The sequence below is a fragment of the Pseudoalteromonas sp. ASV78 genome (assembly GCF_047806705.1).
GTDB classification, from domain to species: Bacteria; Pseudomonadota; Gammaproteobacteria; order Enterobacterales; family Alteromonadaceae; genus Pseudoalteromonas; species Pseudoalteromonas prydzensis_A.
On the sequence record NZ_JBLOPA010000002.1, the window covers coordinates 531,521 to 557,279 of the forward strand.

Here is a 25,759-nt window from a genome sequence, read left to right on the forward strand (position 1 = left end):
TTTAAATACCTTTACTTTTAATGAGTTAAAAAAATAGCGCATTTAAAATGCGCTATTATGGTGCAACGTAATTACGATTTGAGCAGTTATTACGCAGGCTTTTCAGCCTTTGGTAACACTAAATTAAGCACAATCCCCAAAATCGCACATAAACTAACACCTTGCAGGCTAAATTCACTGCCGCCGATGTGCATACCGCCAATGCCACACACCAAAATTAGCGCGACAATGGTTAAATTACGTGGCGCGGTTAGGTCTTCACCCGATTTAACCAGCGAATTTAAACCAACCACTGCAATTGAGCCAAACAGTAAGATCATAATGCCACCCATAACAGGCACAGGGATGGTTTGTAACCCAGCGCCCATTTTAGCTACAAATGCTAAAATGATGGCGATTATAGCCGTCCACATCATCACTTTTGGATTAAAATTGCGAGTTAACATCACCGCTCCAGTCACTTCTGAATAGGTGGTATTAGGCGGGCCGCCAAAAATTGATGCCGCCGTAGTGGCTAGACCATCACCAAACAATGTGCGGTGTAAACCGGGCTTTTTAAGGTAGTCTTTATTGGTTACTTGGCTAATTGCCATCATATCGCCAATATGTTCAATAGCAGGTGCAATAGCAACCGGCACCATAAACAGTACCGCCTGCCATTTAAATTCTGGCCACGTAAATGCAGGCATTGCCAACCACTGAGCATTCGTTACGGCATCAAATTGGACGATGCCCATCACTAAAGACAAGCTATAACCCGCTATAACACCTGCTAAGATAGGAATAAGTTTAAATACGCCCTTACCCCACACTGCAAATACTAAAGTGATTAATAGCGAAAATGCCGCCACCCAAATTGCTTGCTCATACGGGATCAGTTGTATTGCACCATCGCCACTTTTACCCATTGCCATATTCACTGCAACTGGCGCAAGCGCTAAACCAATTACCATGATCACAGGGCCTACTACAACCGGCGGTAAAATTTTATGCAGGGCAGCAACGCCTTTTAATTTAACTAAAATACTGAGCAACATATACGCACCACCGGCGGCCATTAAGCCGCCCATGGTGGCAGGCACACCCCACATTTGTACACAGGCAATAATAGGCGCGATGAATGCAAATGAAGATGCTAAAAAGATCGGCACTTGGCCTTTGGTGACAACATGAAATAGCAAGGTGCCAATACCAGCGGTAAATAACGCGACATTGGGATCTAAACCAGTGAGCAGTGGCACCAGTACCAAGGCGCCAAATGCCACAAACAGCATTTGCGCCCCAGTTAGCATTGTTTTGATTGAGAAGGTCGATTTATCCACGTTTACACAGTGCCAAAAATTTTATCGCCTGCATCACCAAGGCCAGGAATAATATAGCCTTTTTCATTTAAGTGGCTGTCTAATGATGCGGTAAAAATTTCCACATCAGGATGAGCTGCCAGAGTTTTTTCAACTCCTTCAGGTGCAGCAACCAATACAATCACTTTAATTTCTTTACAGCCCGCTTTCTTTAGCATGTCGATAGTGGCAATCATCGAGCCACCTGTTGCTAGCATAGGATCGATGACTAAGCTTAAACGCTCATCTATTTTGCCTACTAGCTTTTCAAAATATGGAATTGGCTCTAAGGTTTCTTCGTTGCGCTGCAAACCAACCACACTGACTTTAGCCGCCGGTAATAACTGCATAACGCCATCCATCATGCCAAGGCCAGCACGAAGAATTGGCACTACGGTAATCTTTTTGCCTTTAATATGCTCTACGTCTAATGGATTACCATCCCAACTGGTGATTTGTACTTTTTCAAGTGGCAGGTTTTTAGTCGCTTCATAGGTTAATAAAGTACCGACTTCAGAAGAAAGTTCACGAAAGCTTTTGGTACTGATCCCATGCGCACGCATAAGGCCTAATTTGTGTTGCACAAGGGGATGATTAATTACATGGATTGTCATAATAGTGCCTAAAATAAAAATAAACTGGGCTTATTTTAGCTTAAAAAATTCCACGAGACTTTAAAAAAGCATGATCCGTGCAATAAAAGTAGTATTTAATCGCTCTAACACAACGCTTTTATCTCATTTAGTGCAACAATTATTATTTTTTAAAGTAACGACACTATGGCTAATCGCTTTTCTCACTAACCGCTTAGTGATCTATAAGCATCCAGAACAAAGTAAAGTCCAGCAAACTACTTTGATAACTATGTACAAAACTTCCACCATCGCTGGCAGGCGTGCATGCTACGCGCATTACAACATGCTTTTAGCGTAGCAATAGCTGATCACTGCTGTAAAATTTGCTCCATCACCCAGCTGGTATGTGTCGCTGAATGGCCTGTTGACGGATGTGCCGCATTTTCACGTAATGACGACGCCATATTTTGCACATGATATTGCTGAATATGAGGCGGGTTTTCTATCTTGTACTGGACTTCGCCTTTATCGCTAATAACCGTAATAGCTTGTTCGTCAAACACACTAAAGCTGATCTCGCCCTTCTCACCATACACACTAACTACATCAAATCGTGAGAAACCACCAAAATTCCAGCTGCCAGAGCCAGTAATGCCATTTTTATGTTGCCAACACGCAGTGATTGCATCAAAAGCGCCATATAAATTTTGCTGGTTTGTTGCCAGCCCTTTTACTTGTTCATAATCACCAAATAGATAACCGAATAAATCCAGGCCATGGCTGGCTAAATCATCAAAATAGCCCCCTGGAGCAATGATTTTATCGGTACGCCAATTGTACTCACCTGATCTATCTTGCTCGCTGGCCGCTTTACTCAAGTGCCAATTAACATGGCGTACTTGGCCGATTTCGCCAGCATCTATAAGACTCTTTATTTTATTAAAGCGCGGTAAAGAGCGACGATAATACGCCACATACAAAGGAATATTTTTACTACTAAAAGCTTCAAGAATAACTTCACTTTGCGCCAATGTAGGCGCCAGTGGTTTTTCAATACAACACGGCTTGCCCGCAGCCGCCACTTTTAGCGCCAGTTCCAAGTGACTATCTGGGGGTGTGGCGATATACACAGCATCAATCTCAGAACTTGCGATCAATTCATCGACCGTTTTAAATACCATAGGCACGTTATGGCGTTTTGCGTAATCCTCAGCAAGTGCGATATCTCGTCGAGTAACGCCTTGTAGCACAAAGCCTTCTGTGTGTTGATACGCAGGGCCACTTTTCACTTCAGTGACCGCACCACAACCAATCATTCCCCAACGAACCTGTTTCGTCATTTCGCTTTGCTCCCAAAGTCTGTTATTTGCATCGTGTTAAAGTGTTTGCGCATATAGCTATTAATTTTTACGTGCTCAGGGCTCCAGCCCATTAAAAATCGGTAAAAGTCAGCCCATGCAAGCGGCCATAATTTTTGCCATTCGTTAATCACAGCGGCCGTATATTCACTGTTGCCAAACGTCTGCATCGCATTGCTAAAGTGCTGAAAATAGTCAGCCAAATAATCATCTGCCGTATCCTCTAGCTGCTGTTCATTTAAACAGCTACCCAAAAAGTACATCACATCAACAACACCAATGCCAGCACCAACATATTGAAAGTCATAACCTAAAACTTCCATAGTCGCACTATTAACAGCGAAGTTCGCGAGCTTGGCATCGCCATGGATCAATGTTTGATACTGACAAGCGCGCAGCGTTTTATCTATATTGTAAGCGTGGTGTTTAATTGCACTGTCGGCCATTTTTTCATATTCATCTGGCCGAGTCGCTAAATGCCAGTAACTCCCCTGCAGCCAAAGGCCATCAGCTTTAACTTGAAAATGAAAGGCATGAAAATACCCAAGCCATCTTATAATAGCTACAACATGTGCATGATTTGCTTGCGCATTAGTAAAGCCATAAGCTGCAAAATCAGCAAATACTAACACCTTTTGCTGTTGATGCTCTAAGGTATTATAACAACTTAACGCACGCGCTTGTGCTGGTAAGTTCGAGGCATACTGCTGATACCAATGAAACTCCACTTCATAAGAATGCCGCTTGCGGTTAATGGCAAACTCACTTTGAGTGATCCGAGGATGATTAATATGATCGGGCACACTAATCGCTTTGATCACACAGGCTTTACCATCTAAACAGCAACGCACTATTTCACCACAGCCGCTCCATAAAGCAGTGATTGTTTCAGTGATTTTAATATTTTTATAATGAAGGCTAATTAAAGGCAGATAAGACATACACACCAACGTTTACGCAACTAGTGCGTAGTATGGCATAAACTGTTGCAGAATAAAGGGGTTAGCTACATTGGTGAGCAGTCATGTAAAAACTGATCACGAAAAAGCCCACACAAAATTGCATGGGCTTAAAAGATAAAAGCGCCCGAACTGCTGGGCGCTTACATTGTTGAATTAATTTTTTAAACCAAGTTGTTACTGATTTACAACGCTTTTCAGTGGATTCACTGGCTGGGCGTTTTCGTCTAATAAGTTCATATCAAAATCAAACTCATCAACACGAATCGCGCGTTCACGTTTGATGTTGTAATCAATCAGTTTAGCGTATTCTTCCTCAGTGATTACGTTAGCAACAAGTGCATTATCTAACGTTAGTGCAAAACGAATGCCTGGTTTAATTGTTTTTGCACGCAGTGCTTTTTTCACTTTTGCGAGTAAGTCTAAACAGCCCATTTTCGCTTTATACGCTTGCTCGTTGATGTAATGGCCATCACCTTCAATCGGTTTCACTAAGTGCGTAATTTGCTTTTTAAATGCCGTGTCGAGCTGCGCTTGTGTTGCTAATTCGCGAATTAAATCATCGCTAATTTTTGGCATTTTAGTTGAGTAGTTCATGGTAATAAAACGCATAAACTTACGTGTGCCACTTGCAGGGAAGTTGTCTAAAAACTTATGTAATGCTTGTTCGGCGCTTTGTAATGCAAAACGTGTTGCGTAGTGGAAGTAAGGCGCTGCTTGCTCGCGTTCACTGCTTGCTATTTTTTGCTCATAATATTTAATTGATGCCATCGCCGCATATAAGAAGCTCATTACATCGCCTAAACGGGCTGATAGCATTTCCGCTTGTTTAAGTTTACCGCCAAGTACCAGTAACGAGAAATCTGCATAGACTGCTAATTTAGCTGATAATTTATGAGCTGCTTTTTCATATTCACGTACTTCTGGCAGTGGTGAATTAGCACCTGCTGTAAATGGTAATACGCCTAAACGAAATGCACGTAAGCTGTTTGCTACGCTATAACCGACTGTTTTACGTAAAATACGGTTAAATTCTTTATCCGCGTTTTTATCTTCGCTGTGAATTGATTCAACCATAGATTGTAAATATGGGTGACAACGCATTACACCTTGACCAAAGATCATCAGGTTACGGGTCAGAATGTTTGCACCTTCCACCGTAATGGCAATTGGTTGTGCAACATAGCCACTTGCTAACGTATTTTGCGGGCCATTTTGAATCGCTTTACCGGCTTGAATATCCATTGCTGAGTCAAGCACGTCGCGGCCAATTTCAGTCATGTGATATTTTGCAATTGCCGTCACAACTGACGGTTTTAAGCCCATCCCTAAACCTTCGGTAGTTAGTACACGCATTGCTTCTTGTAGGTAGGTTTTACCAGCAATATCTGCGAGTTTTTCTTGAATACCTTCAAACTGACCAATCGCTAAACCAAATTGTTCACGTACCGCGGCGTATTCTGAAGCACCTTTAAAGGCCACTTGTGAAGAACTCACACCTAATGCCGGTAATGAAATACCACGGCCAGCGCCTAAGCAGCTAACCAGCATTTGCCAACCACGGCCGATGTTCTTTTGCCCACCAATGATAAAGTCCATTGGTACAAATACTTTGTTACCACGTGTAGTACCGTTGTAAAAACGAATGCCCATAGGATCATGGCGATTACCAAGTTCAACACCTGGGTGCTCTTTTGGAATAAGTGCACAGGTAATACCGAGGTTTTCTTTACCGCCTAGCAAACCATTTGGATCCACTACTTTAAATGCTAAACCAAGCACGGTGGCAATCGGTGCTAGGGTGATATAGCGTTTGTCCCAAGTGATCTCAAGGCCAAGTACTTCTTCGCCGTTGTACATGCCTTTAGTCACTGTGCCTAAATCTGGAATACCGCCAGCATCAGAGCCTGCTTCTGGGCTAGTGAGTGCAAAACATGGAATATCACGGCCATTCGCTAGGCGTGGTAAATAATGCGCTTGTTGCTCTTTAGTACCAAAGTGCAGTAGTAACTCACCAGGACCTAAGGAGTTAGGCACCATAACCGTTACTGCAACCGCAGAGCTTTTCGTTGCAATGGTTCCCACGATTGTTGAGTTTGCATATGGGCTAAACTCTAAGCCACCGAATGATTTAGGAATGATCAGTGAAAAGAAACGTTCTTTTTTCAGAAAATCTAAAATGTATTCAGGTAAGTGGATACCGTTTTGAATTTCAGTGTCATCGATCATACCCAATAGTTGTTGTAATGGGCCATCGATGAATGCTTGTTCATCTGCGCTTAAAACTGCGGCAGGTACTGCACGTAAAGCGTCAAAATCTGGCTTACCTTGGTAGATAGAGCCTTCTAACCACACATCACCCGCATCGAGGGCTTCTTGTTCAGTGATAGAAATAGTTGGTAATACTTTTTTTAATTTTGTGCGTAAACTCATGATTAACTCATCCGACCAGATAACAATACCTCTATTACGTCATAAAAATCAGATTAGATCAATTGCTCTAACCAAATTTTTAACAGTTTTTTCAATTTATTTTTCTTGGGAAAATCTAAGCTATTGAATAAAAAGAGCTAACGCTTGTACGCTGAAAAGTATTTAGTTGATTTTTTTTACTAAAAAACACTAAAATAATTAAGCCTCAGCAACAACAGAAACAAAATGAGGGAAAACAAAGATACGTTAAAGTTTCTGCAAGGGAGTAGTGTTAGCCTATCGATTGTTAACTAACACTGTAAATTACCACTAAAAGTCGGCTAATTTGCCATTACACAGTTTTAGTAATGTATTTGGATCAAGTGCAATTTCAAGGCCGCGTTTACCAGCGCTTACATAGATAATATTAAACTGCTTTGCGCTACTATGGAGATAAGTTGCTAAGCGCTTTTTTTGTCCTAATGGACTTACGCCTCCGAGAATGTAACCGGTGCTATTTTCGACTTTTTGCGCAGCTGCCAGCTGCACTTTTTTAGCCCCGCAGGCTTTCGCTAACAGCTTTAAATTAACTTGCTGCGTTACCGGTGTGATTGCCACAATTAACTGCTGCGCGTTCGTTTCAAGTACTAAGGTTTTAAATACTTGCTCTGCGGGTAAGGCTAACTTTTCAACCGCTTCTAAGCCAAAACTGTGTGCGTTTGCATCATGCTCATAACTGAGTACCTCAAAGGGGACTCGGTGTTTTTTTAACAGCTGTGTTGCTGGTGTCATAATTACCCCTAACGAATTGTAAGCTGTTTAACGTTAGCAAAAAAAGAGTACCTAAATACTCTTTTTTAACAATTAATGTGTTAGCTAAATAATATTCACAACGGGGATCAAACGGCTCTTAGCAGCCATTTTGTTGCCATAGATACGCATAGAGCTGACGGCTAAGGCAACCACAACAGCGCAGCCAAGTAGCCAAAATGCCGAGAACATCGGTGCTTGCTTAAAGTTACCCACTTGATACACCACTGAAGCCGTTATATAAGCAAGGCCCGTTGACCAGGTTGCCACAAATAGCATCCATTTCATTCCTGCTTCACGATACATAGCGCCCATTACGGCCACACATGGAGTGTACAACAGCACAAACACTAAATAACTAAATGCTGCCAGTTGGCTACTAAAGAGGTTTTCCATGGTAGTAAAAGTAGCGATATTCACTTCTTGATCAATCGCAGCGCTGCTTTGATCACTCACAACCGTGACATTTAAACCCAGCGGATCGAGTAAATTGGCAAACACATCGGTTAGATTAGCAGAAATGCTGGCAAACGCCTCACCGACTTTATCGATAACATTAACATCGTCGCTATCGGTAGCAGCTACGCCATCTAAATTAGCATATAAGCTGTCTAAGGTACCTACCACGGCCTCTTTAGCAAATACCCCAGTAAATATACCCACGGTTGCAGGCCAGTTATCTTGCTCTACCCCGATAGGAGCAAACACCGGCGTTGCCACTTTAGATATTTCGCTGAGCATTGATTTATCTGTATTGTCATTACCAAAGGTAAAATCGCTGCCAATTGAGCTTAATATTTTTAAAATTACAAACACCACAATAATGGTTTTACCCGCGCGCAAAGAAAAGCTTTTTAACCGCTCCCACGCTTTGTAAAGCACGCCTTTTGCAGTTGGCATATGATACGCTGGCAACTCTAAAATAAATGGCGTTAACGTGGGTGTGAATAAGGTATTTTTCAGCACTAAGCCGGTTAATACCGCCATCACAATACCCAATATATACAGGGCGAACACTAAGTTTTGGCCATTAGTAGTAAAAAAGGCAGCCACAAATAGCGCATACACACTTAAGCGCGCGCCACATGACATAAACGGTGACATCGCTATCGTCAGTAAACGATCTTTATGAGTTTCTAAGGTTCGTGTTGCCATCACCGAGGGCACATTGCAGCCAAAACCCACAATCAATGGCACAAACGCTTTACCGGGTAGGCCAATGGCACGCATTAACCTATCCATAATAAATGCAGCTCGCGCCATGTAACCTGAATCTTCAATAAAGGCTAAACAAAAGTATAAAAAGCCAATCACCGGAATAAAGGTAGCGACAAGTTGAATACCACCGCCTAAACCGTCGGCCAGTAAAGCGCGAAGCCAATCGGGTGAACCTAATGAGCTAAGCAGCTGGCCAAAGCCATCGACTAAAATAGCGCCTACGGCGATATCAAAAAAATCTATAAACGCCCCACCAACATTAACCGCAATGGTAAACATTAAGTACATGATCGCTAAAAAAATCGGAATGCCTAAAAAGCGGTTGATCACAACAGCATCAATTTTATCGCTGATCGTTTCACTGGCAATGCCTTTGCCATTTTGAGTCAGTTCAGCGAGCTGGTTGGCAAACTCATAACGGCCATTGGCAAACAATACATCTAGTTGGTGATGGTCGGCAAATTGTGAAAACTCAGCTTCAGCCACTGATAAAGTCTGTTGATCAGCATAACCAAAACAGCTTTCATCTTGCTCTAATAATCGCAGTGCAAGCCACTGACTATCAACGTTTGCTAAAGGCGCGCTATGTGCCGCTAAACTTGTGGTGATATTATTTACAGCTTGCGTTACCTTTTCATCATAACTTGGCTGCTGTGCTGATACTTTTTTAAATTTTAAACCTTGCGCTATACACTCTTTTAAGGCGCTGATGTCTTTTTTATTATTTGCACTTAGGGCAATTACAGGGCATCCGAGGCGTTTTTCAAGTGCTTGAGGATCGGTTGTTAAACCATTGCGCTTTGCTACATCCACCATGTTTAATACCACGACCAATGGTACTTTCATTTCAAGTAACTGGGCTGTAAGGTATAAATTACGCTCAAGGTTTGATGCGTCAATAATATTAATGATCAGTTGCGATTCACCACTGAGGGCATAATCGCGGGCAATCTTTTCATCCAACGGGGTTTGGGCATTAACATCCAACGAATAAGTGCCCGGTAAATCCACTAAATCAACATGCTGATCGGCCACTTTAAATTGACCAATTTTTTTGTCGATAGTCACACCTGACCAATTACCTATTTTTTGTTTGCTGCCGGTTAACGCATTGAAGAGTGTGGTTTTACCACAATTAGGGTTGCCGATAACGGCAATGTTTGGATTCATACTGCGAGTTCCAAATTAATTGATTTTGCTTCGGCTTTGCGAAGGCTCAGCACAGTGCCACGAACTTTGACAATCATAGGATCGCCAAACGGAGAAAAGCGTAATACATGAACAGGAGCACCCGGCGTTAAACCCATCGCAAGTAATTTTTGCCGTAACAAACTCGCATTGGGATCAATGCTTACTACAGAGCCGTGTTGGCCTATTACTAATTTGTCGAGCGTTACCATGCCATTTCATTTCACTAAATACATCAATGGCGCTGATTTTACGCCGATTATTCAATCATGCAAGTGAGACTAATTATCATATCGATAAGCATGCTAAATAAAGCGACAAAGACACATAATACCAATCGTGTTAAGTTACTGACCATTTATAGCGACAGATAAATGGAGTGATAACAAGGCATAAATTTTGACATGTAGTTGTTCTACTTAAAAAAATTATAACGCAGTTAGCGCTTTATTTAGCTCGCTAGAATGGTTAAATATTTAAGTCGATTGGTATAATTACCTATTTTTGTTAGTCAATAAAAAATGGCGCCATTTGGCGCCATTTTTATGTTAAATAACTAAGTATTACTTGGTTAGGTCATCAAAGAACTTTTTTACACCATCAAAAAAGCCTTTTTCTTTTGGACGGTTTTTTGAACCATCCTTACCCATACTTACTTCAAGTTCTTGTAGTAGCTCGCGCTGACGTTCATTTAAGTTAACGGGTGTTTCAATCACCACTTTACAAATCAAATCACCAACTGCACCACTGCGTACAGACTTAACGCCTTTACCACGCATCCGGAACATTTTACCGGTTTGGCTTTCAGTTGGGATCTTTAACTTAGCACGGCCATCAAGTGTTGGTACTTCAATTTCGCCACCTAACGCTGCTGTGGTAAAGCCAATTGGCACTTCACAGTATAAGTTATTGCCATCTCGCTCAAAGATGCGATGCTCACGTACAGATACTTGCACGTACAAATCACCGGCAGGAGCGCCATGCGCACCAGCTTCACCTTCACCTGACAAACGAATACGGTCGCCAGTGTCAACGCCTGCTGGAATTTTAACTGATAAAGTTTTAGTTTTCTCAACGCGGCCCTGACCGTGACAGCTATTACATGGATCAGAAATAATCTGACCTGTACCCTGACAAGTTGGGCACGTTTGTTGTACAGCGAAGAAGCCTTGGCGCATTTGCACTTGCCCTGCACCATGACAGGTCGTACATGTTTTCGGTTTAGAACCCGCTTTAGCACCACTGCCATCACATGGTGAACAACTCACCCAGGTTGGCACTTTAATTTCAACTTCTTTACCACGAACCGCTTCTTCCAAGCTTAAGTCCATGTTGTAACGTAAATCGGCACCGCGTTGCTGACGTGATTGACGACGACCACCGCCACCAAAAATATCACCGAACACATCACCAAAAATATCACCAAAATCACCTTGACCGTGGCCACCATGATGACCGCCACCACCACCTTGTTCAAATGCGGCATGACCATATTGATCGTACATCTGGCGCTTTTGCTCACTAGTGAGTATTTCGTAAGCTTCTTTTACTTCTTTGAACTTAGTTTCAAGTTCTTTATCGCCTGCGGTACGGTCTGGATGATATTTCATCGCTAAGCGTTTATACGCTTTTTTAATGTCTCTTTCGCTGGCATCTTTTGCCACACCAAGGACTTCATAATAATCGCGTTTTGACATATCTATCACACTACTCTTTTTGCTACTGCAGCATTGCTGCGGATAAATCGATAAATCGTATCGATTTACCATTAATTTTTAAAGCTATTGCCTGCAAGTCTTTACATGCAAAAGGCGCGTCAAGCTTGTGCCTGCGCGCCTAAGTTGTTCATCCTAACTTAAATTACGATATCAGTCATCGTGTTTTCAGTTAGGCGAAGCGCTAGTAACAATTACTTGTCGTCTTTCACTTCTTCAAACTCTGCATCAACTACATCGTCGTCTTGCTTAGTAGATTGTTGCTGCTTTGCGTCACCTTCGCCACCGGCTTGTTGAGCTTTAGCTTGTGCAATTTCCATTAATTTTTGTGACTTTTCAGCTAGAGCTTGAGTTTTAGCTTCAATCTCTTCTTTGTTGTCACTCTTAATGGCAGCTTCTAAATCTACAACGGCAGCTTCGATAGCCTCTTTATCTTCACTTGGCAGTGCATCGCCAGCTTCTTCAATTTGCTTACGCGTACCGTGAACCAACGCATCCGCTTGGTTACGAGCTGCAACTAGCTGTTCGAACTTTTTATCATCTTCTGCGTGCGCTTCTGCATCACGAACCATTTTTTCAACTTCTTCATCGCTTAAACCTGAAGATGCTTGAATCGTGATCTTTTGCTCTTTACCTGTATCTTTATCTTTTGCTGATACATGTAAGATACCGTCCGCGTCCACATCAAACGTTACTTCGATTTGTGGTGTACCACGTTGTGCAGGACGAATACCTTCTAGGTTAAATTGACCCAGAGATTTATTGTCGCTAGCACGTTTACGCTCACCTTGTAGTACGTGGATCGTTACCGCAGCTTGGTTATCTTCAGCCGTTGAGAATGTTTGCGATTTCTTAGTTGGGATCGTGGTGTTTTTCTCAATTAGTGCCGTCATCACAGAACCCATTGTCTCAATACCAAGAGACAGTGGTGAAACGTCTAGTAATAGTACATCTTTAACGTCACCAGCTAGTACACCACCTTGAATCGCGGCACCTACGGCTACGGCTTCATCAGGGTTAACATCTTTACGCGGTTCTTTACCAAAAAACTCTGTTACTGTTTTTTGCACTAGTGGCATACGTGTTTGACCACCGACAAGGATGATGTCGTTGATGTCACTTACTGATAAATCAGCATCAGCTAGCGCACGTTTAAGTGGTTCAATTGACTTAAGTACTAAGTCTTCAACAAGTGACTCAAGCTTCGCACGTGTTAGTTTCACGTTCATGTGCTTAGGACCTGTTGCATCAGCGGTTACATACGGAAGGTTTACTTCTGTAGATTGTGCTGATGAAAGTTCAATTTTTGCTTTTTCTGCTGCTTCTTTTACACGTTGCATTGCAAGTGGATCAGTTTTTAAATCTAAACCTTGATCTTTCTTGAATTCAGCAACTAAGTAGTTGATAACACGGTTATCGAAATCTTCACCACCTAAGTGAGTGTCACCGTTGGTAGCAAGTACTTCAAATGTGTGCTCGCCTTCAACTTCATCAATTTCAATGATTGATAAATCGAAAGTACCGCCACCTAAGTCGTATACTGCAACGATGTTTTCGCCTTTGTTTTTGTCCATGCCGTATGCAAGTGCAGCAGCCGTTGGCTCATTAATGATACGTTTAACTTCAAGGCCCGCGATACGACCAGCATCTTTGGTTGCTTGACGTTGTGAGTCATTAAAGTATGCAGGAACAGTGATAACCGCTTCAGTTACTGGTTCACCTAAGAAGTCTTCAGCAGTTTTCTTCATTTTTTTCAATACTTCGGCTGAAATCTGTGGTGCAGCGCGTTTTTCGCCGCCCGCTTCAACCCATGCATCGCCATTATCTGCTTTGATAATTTTAAAAGGCATAATGCCGATATCGCGTTGTACTTCTTCGTCTTCAAAACGACGACCAATTAAACGCTTAATCGCAAATAATGTATTGGTTGGGTTTGTCACTGCTTGACGTTTAGCAGGTTGACCAACAAGTGTTTCACCATCTTGCGTATACGCAATAATTGATGGTGTAGTGCGATCGCCTTCCGCGTTTTCAATTACGCGTGCTTTGCCGCCATCTAGTACTGCAACACAAGAGTTAGTAGTACCTAAATCGATTCCAATAATTTTACCCATGAAACTTCTCCAACTTCAAAATTCGTTAATACGTTCGATGACTAGTAAATAGGGATGCCACAAACTTAATTCAACTGTAAAAATGAAAAAAAACTGTTTTTTTGCAATTTATTTTGCAAATAACCCTAATTAATGTGTGGATTGTCGTTTTTTGCATCATTAGAGGCTATTTCACAATCTGGTCTGATGAGTTTTTATGTGTTATAAAATCACTAATAAATAAAAAATGGCTCAAAGGATCACCATGCATTTTGATCAACTATTACAGCAAGCGGCACTGATAGGTCAGCTTCCCCTTTCCGAACAAGCTCACGCAACGATGCGATTTCCTGCTAACTGGTGCCAAGGTCGCACGGCTTTCGGCGGTTTATCTGCCTCACTACTTTATCAAGCAATGCGTCAGCAAATAGCACCAAGTCGTCGTTTACTCTCTATTAGTACGAACTTTGTGGGACCTTTATTAGCGGATACTGATTTCTCACTTATAGTCGAAGTGTTACGTGAAGGAAAAAGTAGTACTCAGGTATTGGCAAAAGCAGTGCAAAATAATCAAGTGAGTGTGGTTGTACAAGCATGTTTTGCAAAATCACGCGATTCCGCAATCAATGTGCCGGTTACAAAAGCGATGAGTCTGAAACCTGTCAATGAACGTTACATTTTGCCATTTCAAGCTGGGGCAATGCCGGAATTTTTTCAACATGTTGATTTATGCCCACAACAAGGCAGCATGCCGTTTACTGCGGCTCAAACATCACACTTAGGCGGCTGGATGAAATTAAAACAATCACCAGCGCAGCTTAGTGAAGCCCATATCATTGCACTTACCGATGCATGGCCACCGACTTTATTACAAATGTTTAGTCAACCCGCCCCCGCTAGTAGCATGTCGTGGTATTTAGAGTTTGTACAAACACCGCAGTTGGCCGCAGGCGAGTGGCTTGGTTTTGAAGCAATAACTCACCACTGTAAAGATGGCTACGGGCTAGAAGATGGCAGTATTTGGTCGCAATCTGGAGAATTACTGGCGCTTACTCGGCAAACAGTTGCCCTATTCGATTGAGTTTGGGGTAACAAGCTGAGTATATTCACTCCCATCAAAGGCCATAATTTTACTGTATTCGCCATTTTCAATGATATGGGCCAGCCCCATATCAAAAATCTCTTGTAGCACTTTACTGGTAAAATAAGCCGGACGAGGTGCTTCAGGAAATATTGGGTGAATTGTGATTGGTTGAATTGGATGGGTTGCTTTGTATTGCTGTAAATAATATAAAAATACCCGCTTTTCCAATACGACTACATCAACCCACTCTTTCATTAACTGATCAACTTGAGCTGCTTGATAAACCACTTCTTCATAAGAGCGTAATTTAGTCGTTAATGCTTTAAATGGCGCAGGGAGAAATTCAGTGGCATTTTGAAAAGCAACCACACTCTTGCCAGAAAGGTCATACACGCTATTAATTTTAAAATTATTCTTCTTTAAACTAATAGCGACATTTTGATAAGCCAATAAACTCTGACTTGAATAAATCGCAGAGTTGGTAGCCCCTGCATAGTTCATTGCAATATCCACGTCCATTTTTTCAAGCGACTGCCCGGCTCGCTTGTTAGACATGTACACAATATCGAGATTGGTGACACCTTGATCTTTAAACGCAGATTTTAAAATCTGTAATTGTAAACCAGTGTCGTCGTCGCTAAATACATAAGGTGGTAAAGATGGGCTTACCGCAACCGTGATCCTATCGCTAGGCTTAGGCGCAGTTAGGCTCATGGCAAGTCCACTGTATAAAATTAAATAAATCGCTATAAAATACTTCATTTAACCTCTCTGAATCTATGCTTTTTACTAATTGCAAAACTGCATAACTGCATTCTTATTAGGCTAGTCTAGTTAATCCAATCTCGCATTTGTATTTACCCTTTAATTGATGCAAACTTGGTTTAAATTACTTCTCTTATGGCGACTAATTTGCAAACTGCCTGCCCTCATTGTGATCTTATAATTGACATTCCGCACATAGTTGCAAAACAAATGGCCGTCTGTCCACATTGCCACAGTAAACTCTGCGCAGCAAATATAAATTATGATAGTCGCATTGTAGCACTTAGTATCAGTGCGTTACTGATGCTACTAAGTAGCATGTTTTACCCCTTTATTTCATTTAGCAGTAATGGCATAACACAGACTATTACTTTGCCCGATGCTGCACGGATCTTATTTAATTACGACAGTGATTTGCTAGGCCTGTTTATCGATATCAGCATCATCGGTTTACCCATGATGTTACTCGCCATGCTTATTCCACTGCATTTAGGGGTGTTAAAAGTATTGCCACACACGATTGCCAGACGCTTACTTAAGTTTGCGTTAGCGCTGGAGCCATGGATCATGTCTGAGATATTTTTGATTGGTGTATTGGTCAGTATGGTAAAAATAATGTCGCTTGCGGACATTAGCTTTGGCGTTAGTTTTTGGGCTTATGTCGCGTTTGTGATCCTCTATATTAGCGCGTTAGCTCATCTAAACAGAGCCAGGTTATGGGACCAAATTCAGCCGCAAGCTAAAATTGCCGCAGCAAAACTACCCTACCGCGCAATAGATAATGATATTCGTGCCTGCCATGTCTGCCATCAACTCAGTGAAGGCGAATATTGTTCGCGTTGTAATAGCAAAACCCATGTCCGTAACCCTCACAGCGTACAAAAAGCCGTGGCTTGGTTGCTGACATCAATTGCCTGTTATATTCCAGCCAATTTATTGCCCATCATGTACACCACCAGTCTTGGCGATGAATCTCCCTCAACCTTAATTGGTGGGGTAATAACACTGTGGCAAGCCGGCTCCTACCCAATTGCATTAATCATTTTTTTAGCAAGCGTAGTAGTACCGCTTGCGAAAGCACTGATTTTAACGTTTTTATGCTTGTTGGTAAGTAAACCCGCCAATCGCCAAACAAAAGGCTATACAAGAGTTTATCAATTAACTGAATTTATTGGTAAATGGTCCATGATCGATGTATTTGTTGTCGCAATTCTAGTAGCCTTAGTGCAACTTGGTAATTTAATGTCAGTAACGCCAGGTTTAGGTACTGTATTTTTTACTATCATGGTGATTTGCCAAATGTTGGCTGCACACGCGTTTGATCCTCGGCTATTATGGGATTCGCCAAACAATGATAAAAAGACCATAAATTAGAGAAACAGCATGAGCGAAACGGCTAATATAAAAAAAGAACCCATTATTTCTGCGATTTGGATCATACCGGTTATAGCGTTGCTGGTTGGTGCGTGGATGCTTTACCAATACCAAGCTAATAAAGGCGCAACCATTTATATTTCAATGCCTCATGCTGAAGGTATTGTGGCAGGAAAAACAGAAATAAAAGTACGCAGCGTGAAAATCGGCCAAATTGATCATGTTCGCCTTTCAGATACCAAAAACAGTGTTATTGCCCGAGCCCAAATTGATAAACATTATGACGGCTTACTAACCGAAGATGCCAACATTTGGGTCGTTAAACCACGTATTGATGAAACCGGGATCAGTGGTATGAGTACCCTACTTTCAGGGGTGTATTTAGAGTTCTCGCCCGGTGAAAGTAGCAAAACAAAAGACTATTTTAAATTACAAGAAGAGCCAGCACTGATTGATAAAGATGTCAAAGGCGGACGCTTTTCATTACTCAGTTATGATGCTGAAGTGATGGATGTCAGCACCGGTATCTTTTTTAAGAATTATAAAATTGGTCAGGTTGAAACAGCCACATTTGATTGGCAAAACCAAGCAATGAAGTACGGTATTTTCATCAACGAACCTTATCAAAACCTGATCACCTTAAACTCTATCTTCTGGGTTAATACCGGTGTTGAAATTGATTTATCTGCCGATGGCATTAATGTAAAAACAGGTTCGTTAAGCCGGTTATTAAAAGGCGGGATCTCGGTTGGCTTGCCTGAGCAACAGTCACCGGGTGATTTTGCCCAAGAAGGCCATAACTTTTCCCTTAGTAATAGCTACAAAGATGCCCTAGAAGAGCGTTTTTATGATTTTGATTATTACTTAATCGAGTTTGAGCAGTCTATTCGAGGCTTACGTGCTGGCGCCCCAGTTGAATATCGAGGCATGCGTGTAGGCACAGTGGTGGAAGCACCCGCCCAAGTGATCGTCGATGGTAAACCCGCTCACTTTAGAACCGATAATACCGCAGTACCCGCTTTGATAAAAATAGAGTATGGCCGTATTTACCACAACAATGCGTCAGCCAAAGAATTTTGGCAAAGTAGTGTTGATGGTTGGATCAAAAATGGCATGCGCGCCTCTTTGAAACCAGGCAACTTGCTCACTGGTGCCGTGTATGTCGATTTTGATATTTATCACGATGCACCTGCAGCGAAGTTAGAAACACTGTCGCAATATCAAGTATTTCCGAGTGTTTCCAGTGGCATCACCGTATTAGCAGATCAAGTTTCGGATGTGTTAAATAAAGTAAATAATTTAAAAATTGAAGACAGCTTAGCGCAAATTGATGCCGCGTTTGCTGATTACCAAGCGCTGGCGAATGAAATGCGTACCTTGTTAAGCAAACAAGATACGCAAAATTTACCTGGGGACATTAATCGTAATTTTGCTGAAATGACTAAAAGCATGCAGCAATTTGATGTCACCATGAAACAGTTTGAAAAAACCATGGCCAGTTATCAACAAGGCTCCTCATTACATCACCAGTTACAACAAACGCTTTCAGAGTTTAAACGCTTAAGTGAGGAGCTACAGCCACTCTCGCGCGGCTTGAATGAGCAACCTAATATGTTTATTTTTGATAAATCACTGCCAGGCGATCCAACACCGAGGAAACAATAATGCGCACATTTTTACGACTACAATTTTTTGCTGTTATCGCCGTGGTGTTATTATCAGGGTGCAGCCAATCACTTAATGCACCGGTTGAATATTATCAGTTTGAACAAACCATAAAACCAATGCAACGCACTAGCACTGATACATCAGCGCAATTGCGCGTTAGTACTGTCAGTTTACGTGGTGCCTTGAATAACCGTGGTATTGCCATGAAACTGGACAACAACCAAGTTAACGCCGCAAACTATCACTTATGGAGCGAAGCCCCAGATCAAATGCTCACCGCCAGTGCCCATCAAGTACTTTTTACCGCCCTTGATGACTGGATGGTAGTCACAGGATTGCCGGTGATCACCGCTAAAGATCAGCAAAGTTATTATGAATTAGAATATGAACTTCATCATTTTAATGGTGATAGTCAAGGTAATGCGGATATTTCTGGTTTATGGCGTCTGTATTATACATCGTTTGAAAAGGGCCGCTCTTTAACAGCAATTCATTATTTTAGTGAGGTTAACCCGTTAATTGCTGATGATTACGAAGGCCTTGTCGCCAGTTTAGAGCTAAACTGGCAGAATATTAATAAACAAGTCGCCGCGACCCTCAGTGCGCTTAGTCACGAATAAACACCACTAAAGCAGTGCTATCATTATTCAGCACTGCTTTACCGTATGCTGTAAAGCCGAGTTTATTTAATAACTTGTGCGACAATTTATTGTCAACATCAGCTATCGCGGCAATCTGTGGAAATTTACCTTGGTAAACACTTAATAATTTTGCAGCCGCTTCATAGGCAAAGCCCTGCCCGGTGTATTGCTTTAAAAACGCAAAGCCTATATCAGGCACTGCTAATGCTGCTCGTTGAAATAAACCGACCATACCAATTGCAACACCCAGTTTATTTGCCACAATATACGGGCCAAAGCCCTGTTGTTGGTGGCCATCAATAAAGGTTTTTTGTAAATATTCCTCAGCCTGTTGTTTAGTGTAAATACCTTTATCAGCAATGTAACGATAAAAACTCGGCTGGTTTAATAAACTAAGAATAAATGGCGCATCACTTAGCTGGCCATGGCGAATAACTAACCGTTTCGTATTCATATCTCGTTTTCCACTTAATGAGTGCTATTAGTCGTGCAGGCAGCTAGATTAAAATGCGGCACTATCAACTGTGCCACTGTAATTTAAACACGCAGTGACTCTATGTTGTTGAACCTTGGAAAGCTCAGACAATTTATAATAGCGGTGTTCTAAATGCTCATCACTGAGTGTGATCACAGCATCTTTTAACAAGCTGACTCTAAAAATAAAAGCATGAGAATTAAATGCTTTGTGGTAATAAATACCTGTTAAGTGTTCAATTTTCACCGCACAGCCAAGCTCTTCTTGGCATTCGCGCAGCAAGGCTTGATGTACTGTTTCCCCCACATCTAACGCGCCACCAGGTAATCCCCAACTTTGCTCACCATAACTTGCTTTTAACTGCAAAATCTCACCACTTGCATTGGTGATCACTGCATGGGCACTGAGGCGATAAAAATCTGTAAATGCCATATTTCCCCCTAAGTTAATAATCTTAAACAATAACAAAAAGCCCCGCAATTGCGAGGCTTAAAAATTATGGCGCATTGTTAACACTTAAGCATGGCTAACTTTCACTACCTGCTTACCGGTAAAACCACCAGCAATTTGCTTATTAAGCGCCTGTGAAATGCTGCTGGCGTTAAATTCAACTTCACTGATCTGCGGTATTTTGATACTGCCACTGGCTAAATTATCGAGCAATAAATTACCCATAAAGCTCATTCGTTGTTGAGCGCATAAACTGTTTGCCAACCACGCACCACCTAACGAGACAATACCGATATTAGGTGCGCGCCTGAACATTAACTCTTGTTCAAACTTAGGCAATGGATTTAAACAGGCAATTCGACCACAAAAGCGCATTAATTCGACATTACGTACCGTGGTTTCCCCGCCAATAGAATCAAGCACCGCATCAAAGCCTTGCGGCCCAAGCTCTTTGCGAATTTTATCGCTGAGTTTTTTATCCGCGTAGTCAAACACCACGTCAGCACCCAATTGCTTAACCAGTTTATGATTACGTTTACTTGCAGTGGTAAATACTGTCGCGCCGCGCTGCTTTGCAAATTGAATTGCAAATTGGCCTACAGCTCCTGCACCCGCTTCAATTAAAATCGAGTCGCCTTCGGTTAATTGCAGTTTATCAAGTGCTATTAATGCCGACATACCCGCACACGGTAAAGTAGCAGCATCCTTTAAGCTCACTTCATCAGGCACCTGTGACACAGCAAAATTAGGCACTTTCGCGTATTGTGATAACACGCCTTGTTCCCCAATATTACCATGCCACATTACCCGCGCACCGACCTCTGGAAACACGCCTTTGCTCGCTTTTACTACCACGCCAACAGCATCAAGGCCGAGTATGTGAGGGTATTGCCATTTACAAAAACCGTGCTTTGCAAAACACGCATCAACCGGGTTTAACGCAACATACTCAACTTTGATCAGCAGTTCGTTGTCTACGACATCAGGCACCGGTAATTCAAGCTCAGATAGATGTATCTGTTCATTAGGTTCAAGTAACGCAATCGCACGCATTGTGGCGGGGATTGTTGATAAAAGATCAGTATGTGGCATTAAAAACTCAACTTAGCTTAATTAACTAACGCATAACTCCAACGTCCATTAAATACTTGGTAAGTGTCTACTTTAGCAAGTAATGATGAAATCGTTGAGTCAATTGCATTTTCCTGCGCTATTAAAACATCCTGTCGCGCATCTAACAACTCTAAGTAGGGTATTTGCCCTTCTTGATACATTGCCTGCGCTTGCAAAAAGGCATTATTTGCATATTCATAACGCTGTTCGGCATAGCTTTGTTGTTGACTTTGTTTGACTAATAGCTGCAATGAAAGTTCACTCTGTGCCATTGCATTCAACACCACTTGTTGGTATTGACTATAAGCCGCTTCACTCAAGTACTGCTGTGCATCACGTTGTGCAAGTAACGCAGGGTAACTTAACAGTGACCACTGGATCTGTGGCGCAACTTGCCATTGCTGTGCGGTATCTGAGAGTTGATTGTTTCCTAAACTCAGCACTCCTGCAAACGCAGTTAAACTGATGTCTGGCAACAATGCCTTACTCGCAGCCACGCTTAATGAATTAGCTTGGCTAAATTCAAATAATGCTTGGCTAATATCAGGGCGCAGTGCAATGGCATCACTGGGGGTTGCCAAACTTACCGTAAACGCATGTTCAAATACGCTTTGTTCATCAACCAAACTTAGATCGCCAGGTAACTGTCCAGTTAATGTCGCAAGCGTCGCTAAATCACGAAATTGTGCATATTCAATTTCTGGTAACAAGGCCTGCTGTTGCTTTAATTGTGCCAAGGTGCGGTTTAAATCAAGCTCATTAGCGACGCCTTCTTCAACCCTAGCTCGCAGCACCGCAATGCTTTGCTGTAATGCTTCAATTTGTAATTCAATGATCTGCTGTTTTTGCTTATTGCCTTGAAAGCTGACAAACCCTTTTACCACAGAACTAACAACTTCAATATGCAAAGCGCGCAGCTGCTGCGCTTGGCTCATCGCGCCTGCATTTGCGGCATTAACAAGCGCGGTGATCTTGCCAAACAAATCCAGCTGCCAATCAAGGTTTACATTGGCCGCTGATTGACGTGTATTCACATCACCAATACTTGCGCGAGTGGCGTCAACGGCCACTCCCCCTTGCGGTAAGTACTGGGCTTTTTGTTCGCCTAAACGGGCAAGCACACTTTGTAACTGCAACTGACTAGTATGCAAATCATGATTATTAGCGCGAGCACTCATCACTAAATTATTGAGTTGGCTTGAATTTAATTGCTGCCACCAGTTAAGTTCGTCTTGACCTTGTAACTGTGCAGCTATCTGCGTCTGTGCAACAAACTCTTGCAGTTGAGTTTGGTACTGCTGCTCATCAATTTTGCTCGCACAGCCCGTTAATAAACTCGCAACAACAAGAGCGGTTAATTTATAGTTACTCATTAATTTGCTCCTGCGTAGTCTCTTTACGCGTTTTAGTCACTAAAATATAAAAAACCGGTGTAAACAATAAGCCAAACACTGTGACCCCAATCATCCCAGAAAACACCGCATTGCCCATGGCATGGCGCATTTCAGCCCCAGCACCGGTTGCTAATACCAATGGAATAACACCCGCAGTAAACGCAATTGAAGTCATTAGGATAGGACGTAAACGCATCCGACATGCTTCTAAAATGGCATCAAAATGACTCAGTCCGTGGTTATTTTTATCCCGTGCAAACTCCACCATCAATATGGCATTTTTAGATGCCAGTGCCACCAATACAATTAAGGCGATTTGAGTAAAAATGTTATTGTCTGAACCGACCAGCCATACTCCCATTAAGGCGGAGAATATAGTCATTGGTACGATTAAAATAATCGCCAGTGGTAAACGTAAGCTTTCATATTGCGCAGCCAATACCATAAAGACCAATAACACCACCAACGGGAACACGTACACCATGGTATTACCGGCAAGAATTTGCTGGAACGTCACTTCGGTCCATTCATATTCAATACCGCTTGGTAAGTTATCAGCCAAGATCAGCTCGATTGCCTGCTGTGCTTGATCTGAACTGTAGCCAGGCGCTGGGCTACCATTAAGCTCTGCACTTGGATAGCCATTGTAATGCATAACGCGATCAGGGCCGGTGCTGGGGGTGGCCGTTAATACTGATCCCAGTGGCACCATATTACCGCGACTATTACGCACTTTTAGATTCAATATTTGCTCAGGATCAAGGCGATAGTCCGCATCAGCTTGCGCATTTACTTGGTAAGTACGACCAAATAAATTGAAATCATTGACGTACATCGAGCCTAAATAGACTTGCAGCGCATTAAATACTTCATCCAGAGGAATACCTTGAATAAGCGCTTGTTCACGGTCAATATCAATATCCATTTGCGGGACTTGAATTCTAAAGCTTGAATAGAGTCCCATTAACGCGGGATCTTGCTGTGCTTTACCGATCACCGTTTGTAAGCTGTTAAATAGCGTTTCAAAGCCTTTATTACCACGGTCTTCTAGTTGCAGTTTAAACCCACCCGTGGTGCCTAAACCTTGGATTGGCGGCGGTGGGAAGACCGCAACAAATGCTTCATCAATCGCACTAAAGCGTTGATTTAATTGCGCTGCAATCGCCATCGCTGACATACTTGGATCACTGCGTTCACTAAATGCTTCCAGCGTTGTAAACACAATGCCGCTATTAGGGCTATTAGTAAAACCATTTACTGATAAGCCTGGAAAAGCAACGGTATTCGCAACACCTGGCACCTGCAGTGCAATTTCTTGCATTTGGCCAATTACATCCTGGGTACGATCTAAACTCGCCGCATCAGGCAACTGGGCAATAGCCACTAAGTATTGCTTATCTTGTGCCGGAATAAAGCCACCTGGCACAGTATCAAATAATTTAATTGTGCCGCCAAGTAATACCACATAAGCAACCATCACTATGGCGGTCATGCGCATTAATTTTTGCACCAGTTTTTGATAACCTTTGGCACCTCGGTCAAACACTCGGTTAAAAGGCGCAAATAACCAACGACCAAATAAACGATTCAGTAAACGAGTCAGTGCATCTGGTTTAGCATCATGACTTTTTAATAACAGTGCCGATAACGCAGGTGACAAGGTTAATGAGTTAAATGCTGAAATAACCGTAGAAATAGTAATCGTTAACGCGAACTGCTTATAAAATTGCCCAGAAAGACCGGTAATAAATGCAGTAGGAATAAACACCGCGCACAGTACTAACGCAATCGCGATGATGGGTCCTGTCACTTCAGTCATCGCGACACGGGTTGCTTCCAGTGGCGATAAACCTTGTTCAATATTTCGCTCCACGTTTTCGACCACCACAATGGCGTCATCAACCACAATACCAATGGCCAATACTAAACCAAATAACGACAGCGTATTGATCGATACCCCTAACCATTGCATCACCGCAAAAGTACCAATCAGTGACACAGGCACCGCAATTAACGGAATAATCGACGCTCGCCAGGTTTGTAAAAATAGCACCACCACAACCACAACCAGCGCAATCGCTTCGAGTAAAGTGGTAATTACGGCATCAATTGAACCGCGTACAAACACGGTTGGATCATAAACTATGTCGTACTCAACCCCACTTGGAAAATCTTTCGATAAACGTGCCATGGTTTCGCGTACTTGATCTGAAAGCTCAATCGCATTAGAACCAGGACGTTGGAATATCGGCATCGCAAGTGCTGGTTGATTATCAAGCTCAGCTCTTAGCGAGTAAGTATTTTGGCCAAGTTCAACACGGGCAATATCACTTAAACGCGTTAATTGCCCTTGCTCACCGACTTTAATGATCACTTGTTGAAATTCTTCAACACTGTTTAAACGCCCTTTTACATTCAACAATACTTGAAATTGGCTATCTGTTGATGTTGGCTGTGCGCCTAAACTACCCGCTGCAACTTGCTGGTTTTGTGCACGTAGCGCAGTTACTACATCCATCGCAGTTAACTCTCGTGCCGCTAAAGCATCAGGATTGAGCCACACGCGCATTGAATATTGGCCACCGCCAAATAACTGCACATCTCCCACCCCACTCAAACGTGCAATTTGGTCTTTAATATACAGATCAGCATAGTTTGATAAATACGCGGTATCGTGGGTTTTTTCAGGTGAAAATAAATGCACGACCATGGTTAAATCGGGTGATGACTTTTCAGCAACTACACCTAAACGCTGTACTTCTTGCGGTAAACGCGGCAAAGCACTATTAACACGGTTTTGCACTTGTACTTGGGCACGATCTAGATCCGTTCCCAGTGCAAATGTGACCGTCAGTGTCATACGTCCATCGCTGGTCGCTTGCGAAAACATATACAACATGTTTTCTGCCCCGTTGATCTCTTGCTCTAATGGGGTTGCCACCGTTTGCGCGATCACTGTCGGGTTTGCACCTGGGTAATTCGCCGTGACCACAACGGTCGGCGGTACAACTTCTGGGTACTCACTGACAGGCAATTGAAACAACGATATAGCACCGGCAATTAAAATCACCAATGACAGCATGGCTGCAAATATCGGTCGTTGAATAAAAAAGTGTGAAAATTTCAT

20 protein-coding genes are annotated in these 25,759 nt (G+C 42.4%); 4 read left to right on the forward strand and 16 right to left on the reverse strand.

Going from position 1 to position 25,759, the window contains the following annotated elements; genetic code table 11:
• Positions 1–89: 89 nt before the first annotated feature.
• The 10 genes from ACMVDV_RS20455 to dnaK form a co-directional block, all read right to left on the reverse strand.
• Positions 90–1,292, reverse strand: a complete 1,203-nt coding sequence (locus ACMVDV_RS20455; protein ID WP_416159770.1) for a uracil-xanthine permease family protein — start codon at positions 1,290–1,292, stop codon at positions 90–92.
• Positions 1,293–1,324: 32 nt separating this feature from the next.
• Positions 1,325–1,954, reverse strand: a complete 630-nt coding sequence (gene upp, locus ACMVDV_RS20460) for a uracil phosphoribosyltransferase (RefSeq protein WP_304183850.1) — start codon at positions 1,952–1,954, stop codon at positions 1,325–1,327.
• Between the two features lie 329 nt (positions 1,955–2,283).
• Positions 2,284–3,255: a Gfo/Idh/MocA family protein gene (locus tag ACMVDV_RS20465; protein ID WP_416159448.1), complete on the reverse strand. Its 972-nt coding sequence runs from the start codon at positions 3,253–3,255 to the stop codon at positions 2,284–2,286.
• Complete coding sequence (locus ACMVDV_RS20470; RefSeq protein ID WP_416159449.1) at positions 3,252–4,214, reverse strand: kinase; 963 nt, start codon at positions 4,212–4,214, stop codon at positions 3,252–3,254. The genes ACMVDV_RS20465 and ACMVDV_RS20470 overlap by 4 nt, the downstream gene beginning before the upstream one ends.
• Positions 4,215–4,409: 195 nt before the next feature.
• Positions 4,410–6,665, reverse strand: coding sequence for an acyl-CoA dehydrogenase (locus ACMVDV_RS20475; protein WP_416159450.1), 2,256 nt, complete (start codon positions 6,663–6,665; stop codon positions 4,410–4,412).
• A 309-nt stretch (positions 6,666–6,974) separates the two neighbouring features.
• A complete protein-coding gene (gene ybaK, locus ACMVDV_RS20480; RefSeq protein ID WP_416159451.1) occupies positions 6,975–7,436 on the reverse strand; it encodes a Cys-tRNA(Pro) deacylase in 462 nt (153 codons plus the stop codon).
• Between the two features lie 84 nt (positions 7,437–7,520).
• A complete protein-coding gene (gene feoB, locus ACMVDV_RS20485; RefSeq protein WP_416159452.1) occupies positions 7,521–9,842 on the reverse strand; it encodes a Fe(2+) transporter permease subunit FeoB in 2,322 nt (773 codons plus the stop codon).
• Positions 9,839–10,072: a FeoA family protein gene (locus ACMVDV_RS20490; RefSeq protein WP_304182259.1), complete on the reverse strand. Its 234-nt coding sequence runs from the start codon at positions 10,070–10,072 to the stop codon at positions 9,839–9,841. The genes feoB and ACMVDV_RS20490 overlap by 4 nt, the downstream gene beginning before the upstream one ends.
• Before the next feature lie 351 nt (positions 10,073–10,423).
• A complete protein-coding gene (dnaJ, locus tag ACMVDV_RS20495) occupies positions 10,424–11,557 on the reverse strand; it encodes a molecular chaperone DnaJ (RefSeq protein WP_416159453.1) in 1,134 nt (377 codons plus the stop codon).
• A gap of 212 nt (positions 11,558–11,769) precedes the next feature.
• A complete protein-coding gene (gene dnaK / locus ACMVDV_RS20500; protein WP_304182261.1) occupies positions 11,770–13,689 on the reverse strand; it encodes a molecular chaperone DnaK in 1,920 nt (639 codons plus the stop codon).
• 244 nt (positions 13,690–13,933) lie between these two features.
• Between dnaK and ACMVDV_RS20505 the strand changes: the two genes are divergently transcribed.
• On the forward strand, positions 13,934–14,749 hold the full coding sequence (locus tag ACMVDV_RS20505) for an acyl-CoA thioesterase (protein WP_416159454.1): 816 nt from the start codon (positions 13,934–13,936) through the stop codon (positions 14,747–14,749).
• On the opposite strand, the gene ACMVDV_RS20510 is transcribed toward ACMVDV_RS20505, so the two are convergent.
• Entirely contained in the window at positions 14,738–15,514 is a 777-nt protein-coding gene (locus tag ACMVDV_RS20510) for a substrate-binding periplasmic protein (protein WP_304182263.1), read from the reverse strand. The genes ACMVDV_RS20505 and ACMVDV_RS20510 overlap by 12 nt on opposite strands.
• Before the next feature lie 150 nt (positions 15,515–15,664).
• On the opposite strand from ACMVDV_RS20510, the gene ACMVDV_RS20515 reads away from it, so the two are divergent.
• The 3 genes from ACMVDV_RS20515 to ACMVDV_RS20525 are packed head-to-tail and all read left to right on the forward strand — an operon-like array spanning position 15,665 to position 19,179.
• The gene (locus ACMVDV_RS20515; RefSeq protein WP_304182270.1) at positions 15,665–16,891 is read left to right on the forward strand and encodes a PqiA/YebS family transporter subunit; all 1,227 of its coding nucleotides are present in this window, start codon (positions 15,665–15,667) and stop codon (positions 16,889–16,891) included.
• A gap of 9 nt (positions 16,892–16,900) precedes the next feature.
• The gene (pqiB, locus tag ACMVDV_RS20520) at positions 16,901–18,556 is read left to right on the forward strand and encodes an intermembrane transport protein PqiB (protein ID WP_304182264.1); all 1,656 of its coding nucleotides are present in this window, start codon (positions 16,901–16,903) and stop codon (positions 18,554–18,556) included.
• The gene (locus tag ACMVDV_RS20525; RefSeq protein ID WP_304182265.1) at positions 18,556–19,179 is read left to right on the forward strand and encodes a PqiC family protein; all 624 of its coding nucleotides are present in this window, start codon (positions 18,556–18,558) and stop codon (positions 19,177–19,179) included. Before pqiB ends, ACMVDV_RS20525 begins: the two co-directional genes overlap by 1 nt.
• On the opposite strand, the gene ACMVDV_RS20530 is transcribed toward ACMVDV_RS20525, so the two are convergent.
• From ACMVDV_RS20530 to ACMVDV_RS20550, 5 genes are all read right to left on the reverse strand, one after another.
• Positions 19,166–19,654, reverse strand: a complete 489-nt coding sequence (locus ACMVDV_RS20530; RefSeq protein ID WP_416159455.1) for a GNAT family N-acetyltransferase — start codon at positions 19,652–19,654, stop codon at positions 19,166–19,168. The genes ACMVDV_RS20525 and ACMVDV_RS20530 overlap by 14 nt on opposite strands.
• A 48-nt stretch (positions 19,655–19,702) precedes the next feature.
• Positions 19,703–20,107, reverse strand: coding sequence for an NUDIX hydrolase (locus ACMVDV_RS20535; protein ID WP_304182267.1), 405 nt, complete (start codon positions 20,105–20,107; stop codon positions 19,703–19,705).
• An 84-nt stretch (positions 20,108–20,191) separates the two neighbouring features.
• Positions 20,192–21,217 carry a zinc-binding dehydrogenase gene (locus tag ACMVDV_RS20540; RefSeq protein WP_416159456.1) on the reverse strand — a complete coding sequence of 342 codons (1,026 nt, stop codon included), beginning with the start codon at positions 21,215–21,217 and terminating at the stop codon, positions 20,192–20,194.
• 17 nt (positions 21,218–21,234) lie between these two features.
• Positions 21,235–22,611: a TolC family protein gene (locus ACMVDV_RS20545; RefSeq protein WP_416159457.1), complete on the reverse strand. Its 1,377-nt coding sequence runs from the start codon at positions 22,609–22,611 to the stop codon at positions 21,235–21,237.
• Positions 22,604–25,759: an efflux RND transporter permease subunit gene (locus tag ACMVDV_RS20550; protein WP_416159458.1), complete on the reverse strand. Its 3,156-nt coding sequence runs from the start codon at positions 25,757–25,759 to the stop codon at positions 22,604–22,606. The genes ACMVDV_RS20545 and ACMVDV_RS20550 overlap by 8 nt, the downstream gene beginning before the upstream one ends.

Coding starts and splice junctions, on each gene's coding strand:
- ACMVDV_RS20455 (WP_416159770.1), bottom strand. CDS start 1,292: ATGCTAACTGGGGCGCAAATGCTGTTTGTGGCATTTGGCGCCTTGGTA.
- upp (WP_304183850.1), bottom strand. CDS start 1,954: ATGACAATCCATGTAATTAATCATCCCCTTGTGCAACACAAATTAGGC.
- dnaJ (WP_416159453.1), bottom strand. CDS start 11,557: ATGTCAAAACGCGATTATTATGAAGTCCTTGGTGTGGCAAAAGATGCC.
- ACMVDV_RS20465 (WP_416159448.1), bottom strand. CDS start 3,255: ATGACGAAACAGGTTCGTTGGGGAATGATTGGTTGTGGTGCGGTCACT.
- ACMVDV_RS20525 (WP_304182265.1), top strand. CDS start 18,556: ATGCGCACATTTTTACGACTACAATTTTTTGCTGTTATCGCCGTGGTG.
- ACMVDV_RS20550 (WP_416159458.1), bottom strand. CDS start 25,759: ATGAAATTTTCACACTTTTTTATTCAACGACCGATATTTGCAGCCATG.
- ACMVDV_RS20530 (WP_416159455.1), bottom strand. CDS start 19,654: ATGAATACGAAACGGTTAGTTATTCGCCATGGCCAGCTAAGTGATGCG.
- ACMVDV_RS20510 (WP_304182263.1), bottom strand. CDS start 15,514: ATGAAGTATTTTATAGCGATTTATTTAATTTTATACAGTGGACTTGCC.
- ACMVDV_RS20505 (WP_416159454.1), top strand. CDS start 13,934: ATGCATTTTGATCAACTATTACAGCAAGCGGCACTGATAGGTCAGCTT.
- ACMVDV_RS20490 (WP_304182259.1), bottom strand. CDS start 10,072: ATGGTAACGCTCGACAAATTAGTAATAGGCCAACACGGCTCTGTAGTA.
- feoB (WP_416159452.1), bottom strand. CDS start 9,842: ATGAATCCAAACATTGCCGTTATCGGCAACCCTAATTGTGGTAAAACC.
- ybaK (WP_416159451.1), bottom strand. CDS start 7,436: ATGACACCAGCAACACAGCTGTTAAAAAAACACCGAGTCCCCTTTGAG.
- pqiB (WP_304182264.1), top strand. CDS start 16,901: ATGAGCGAAACGGCTAATATAAAAAAAGAACCCATTATTTCTGCGATT.
- ACMVDV_RS20540 (WP_416159456.1), bottom strand. CDS start 21,217: ATGCCACATACTGATCTTTTATCAACAATCCCCGCCACAATGCGTGCG.
- ACMVDV_RS20470 (WP_416159449.1), bottom strand. CDS start 4,214: ATGTCTTATCTGCCTTTAATTAGCCTTCATTATAAAAATATTAAAATC.
- dnaK (WP_304182261.1), bottom strand. CDS start 13,689: ATGGGTAAAATTATTGGAATCGATTTAGGTACTACTAACTCTTGTGTT.
- ACMVDV_RS20545 (WP_416159457.1), bottom strand. CDS start 22,611: ATGAGTAACTATAAATTAACCGCTCTTGTTGTTGCGAGTTTATTAACG.
- ACMVDV_RS20535 (WP_304182267.1), bottom strand. CDS start 20,107: ATGGCATTTACAGATTTTTATCGCCTCAGTGCCCATGCAGTGATCACC.
- ACMVDV_RS20475 (WP_416159450.1), bottom strand. CDS start 6,665: ATGAGTTTACGCACAAAATTAAAAAAAGTATTACCAACTATTTCTATC.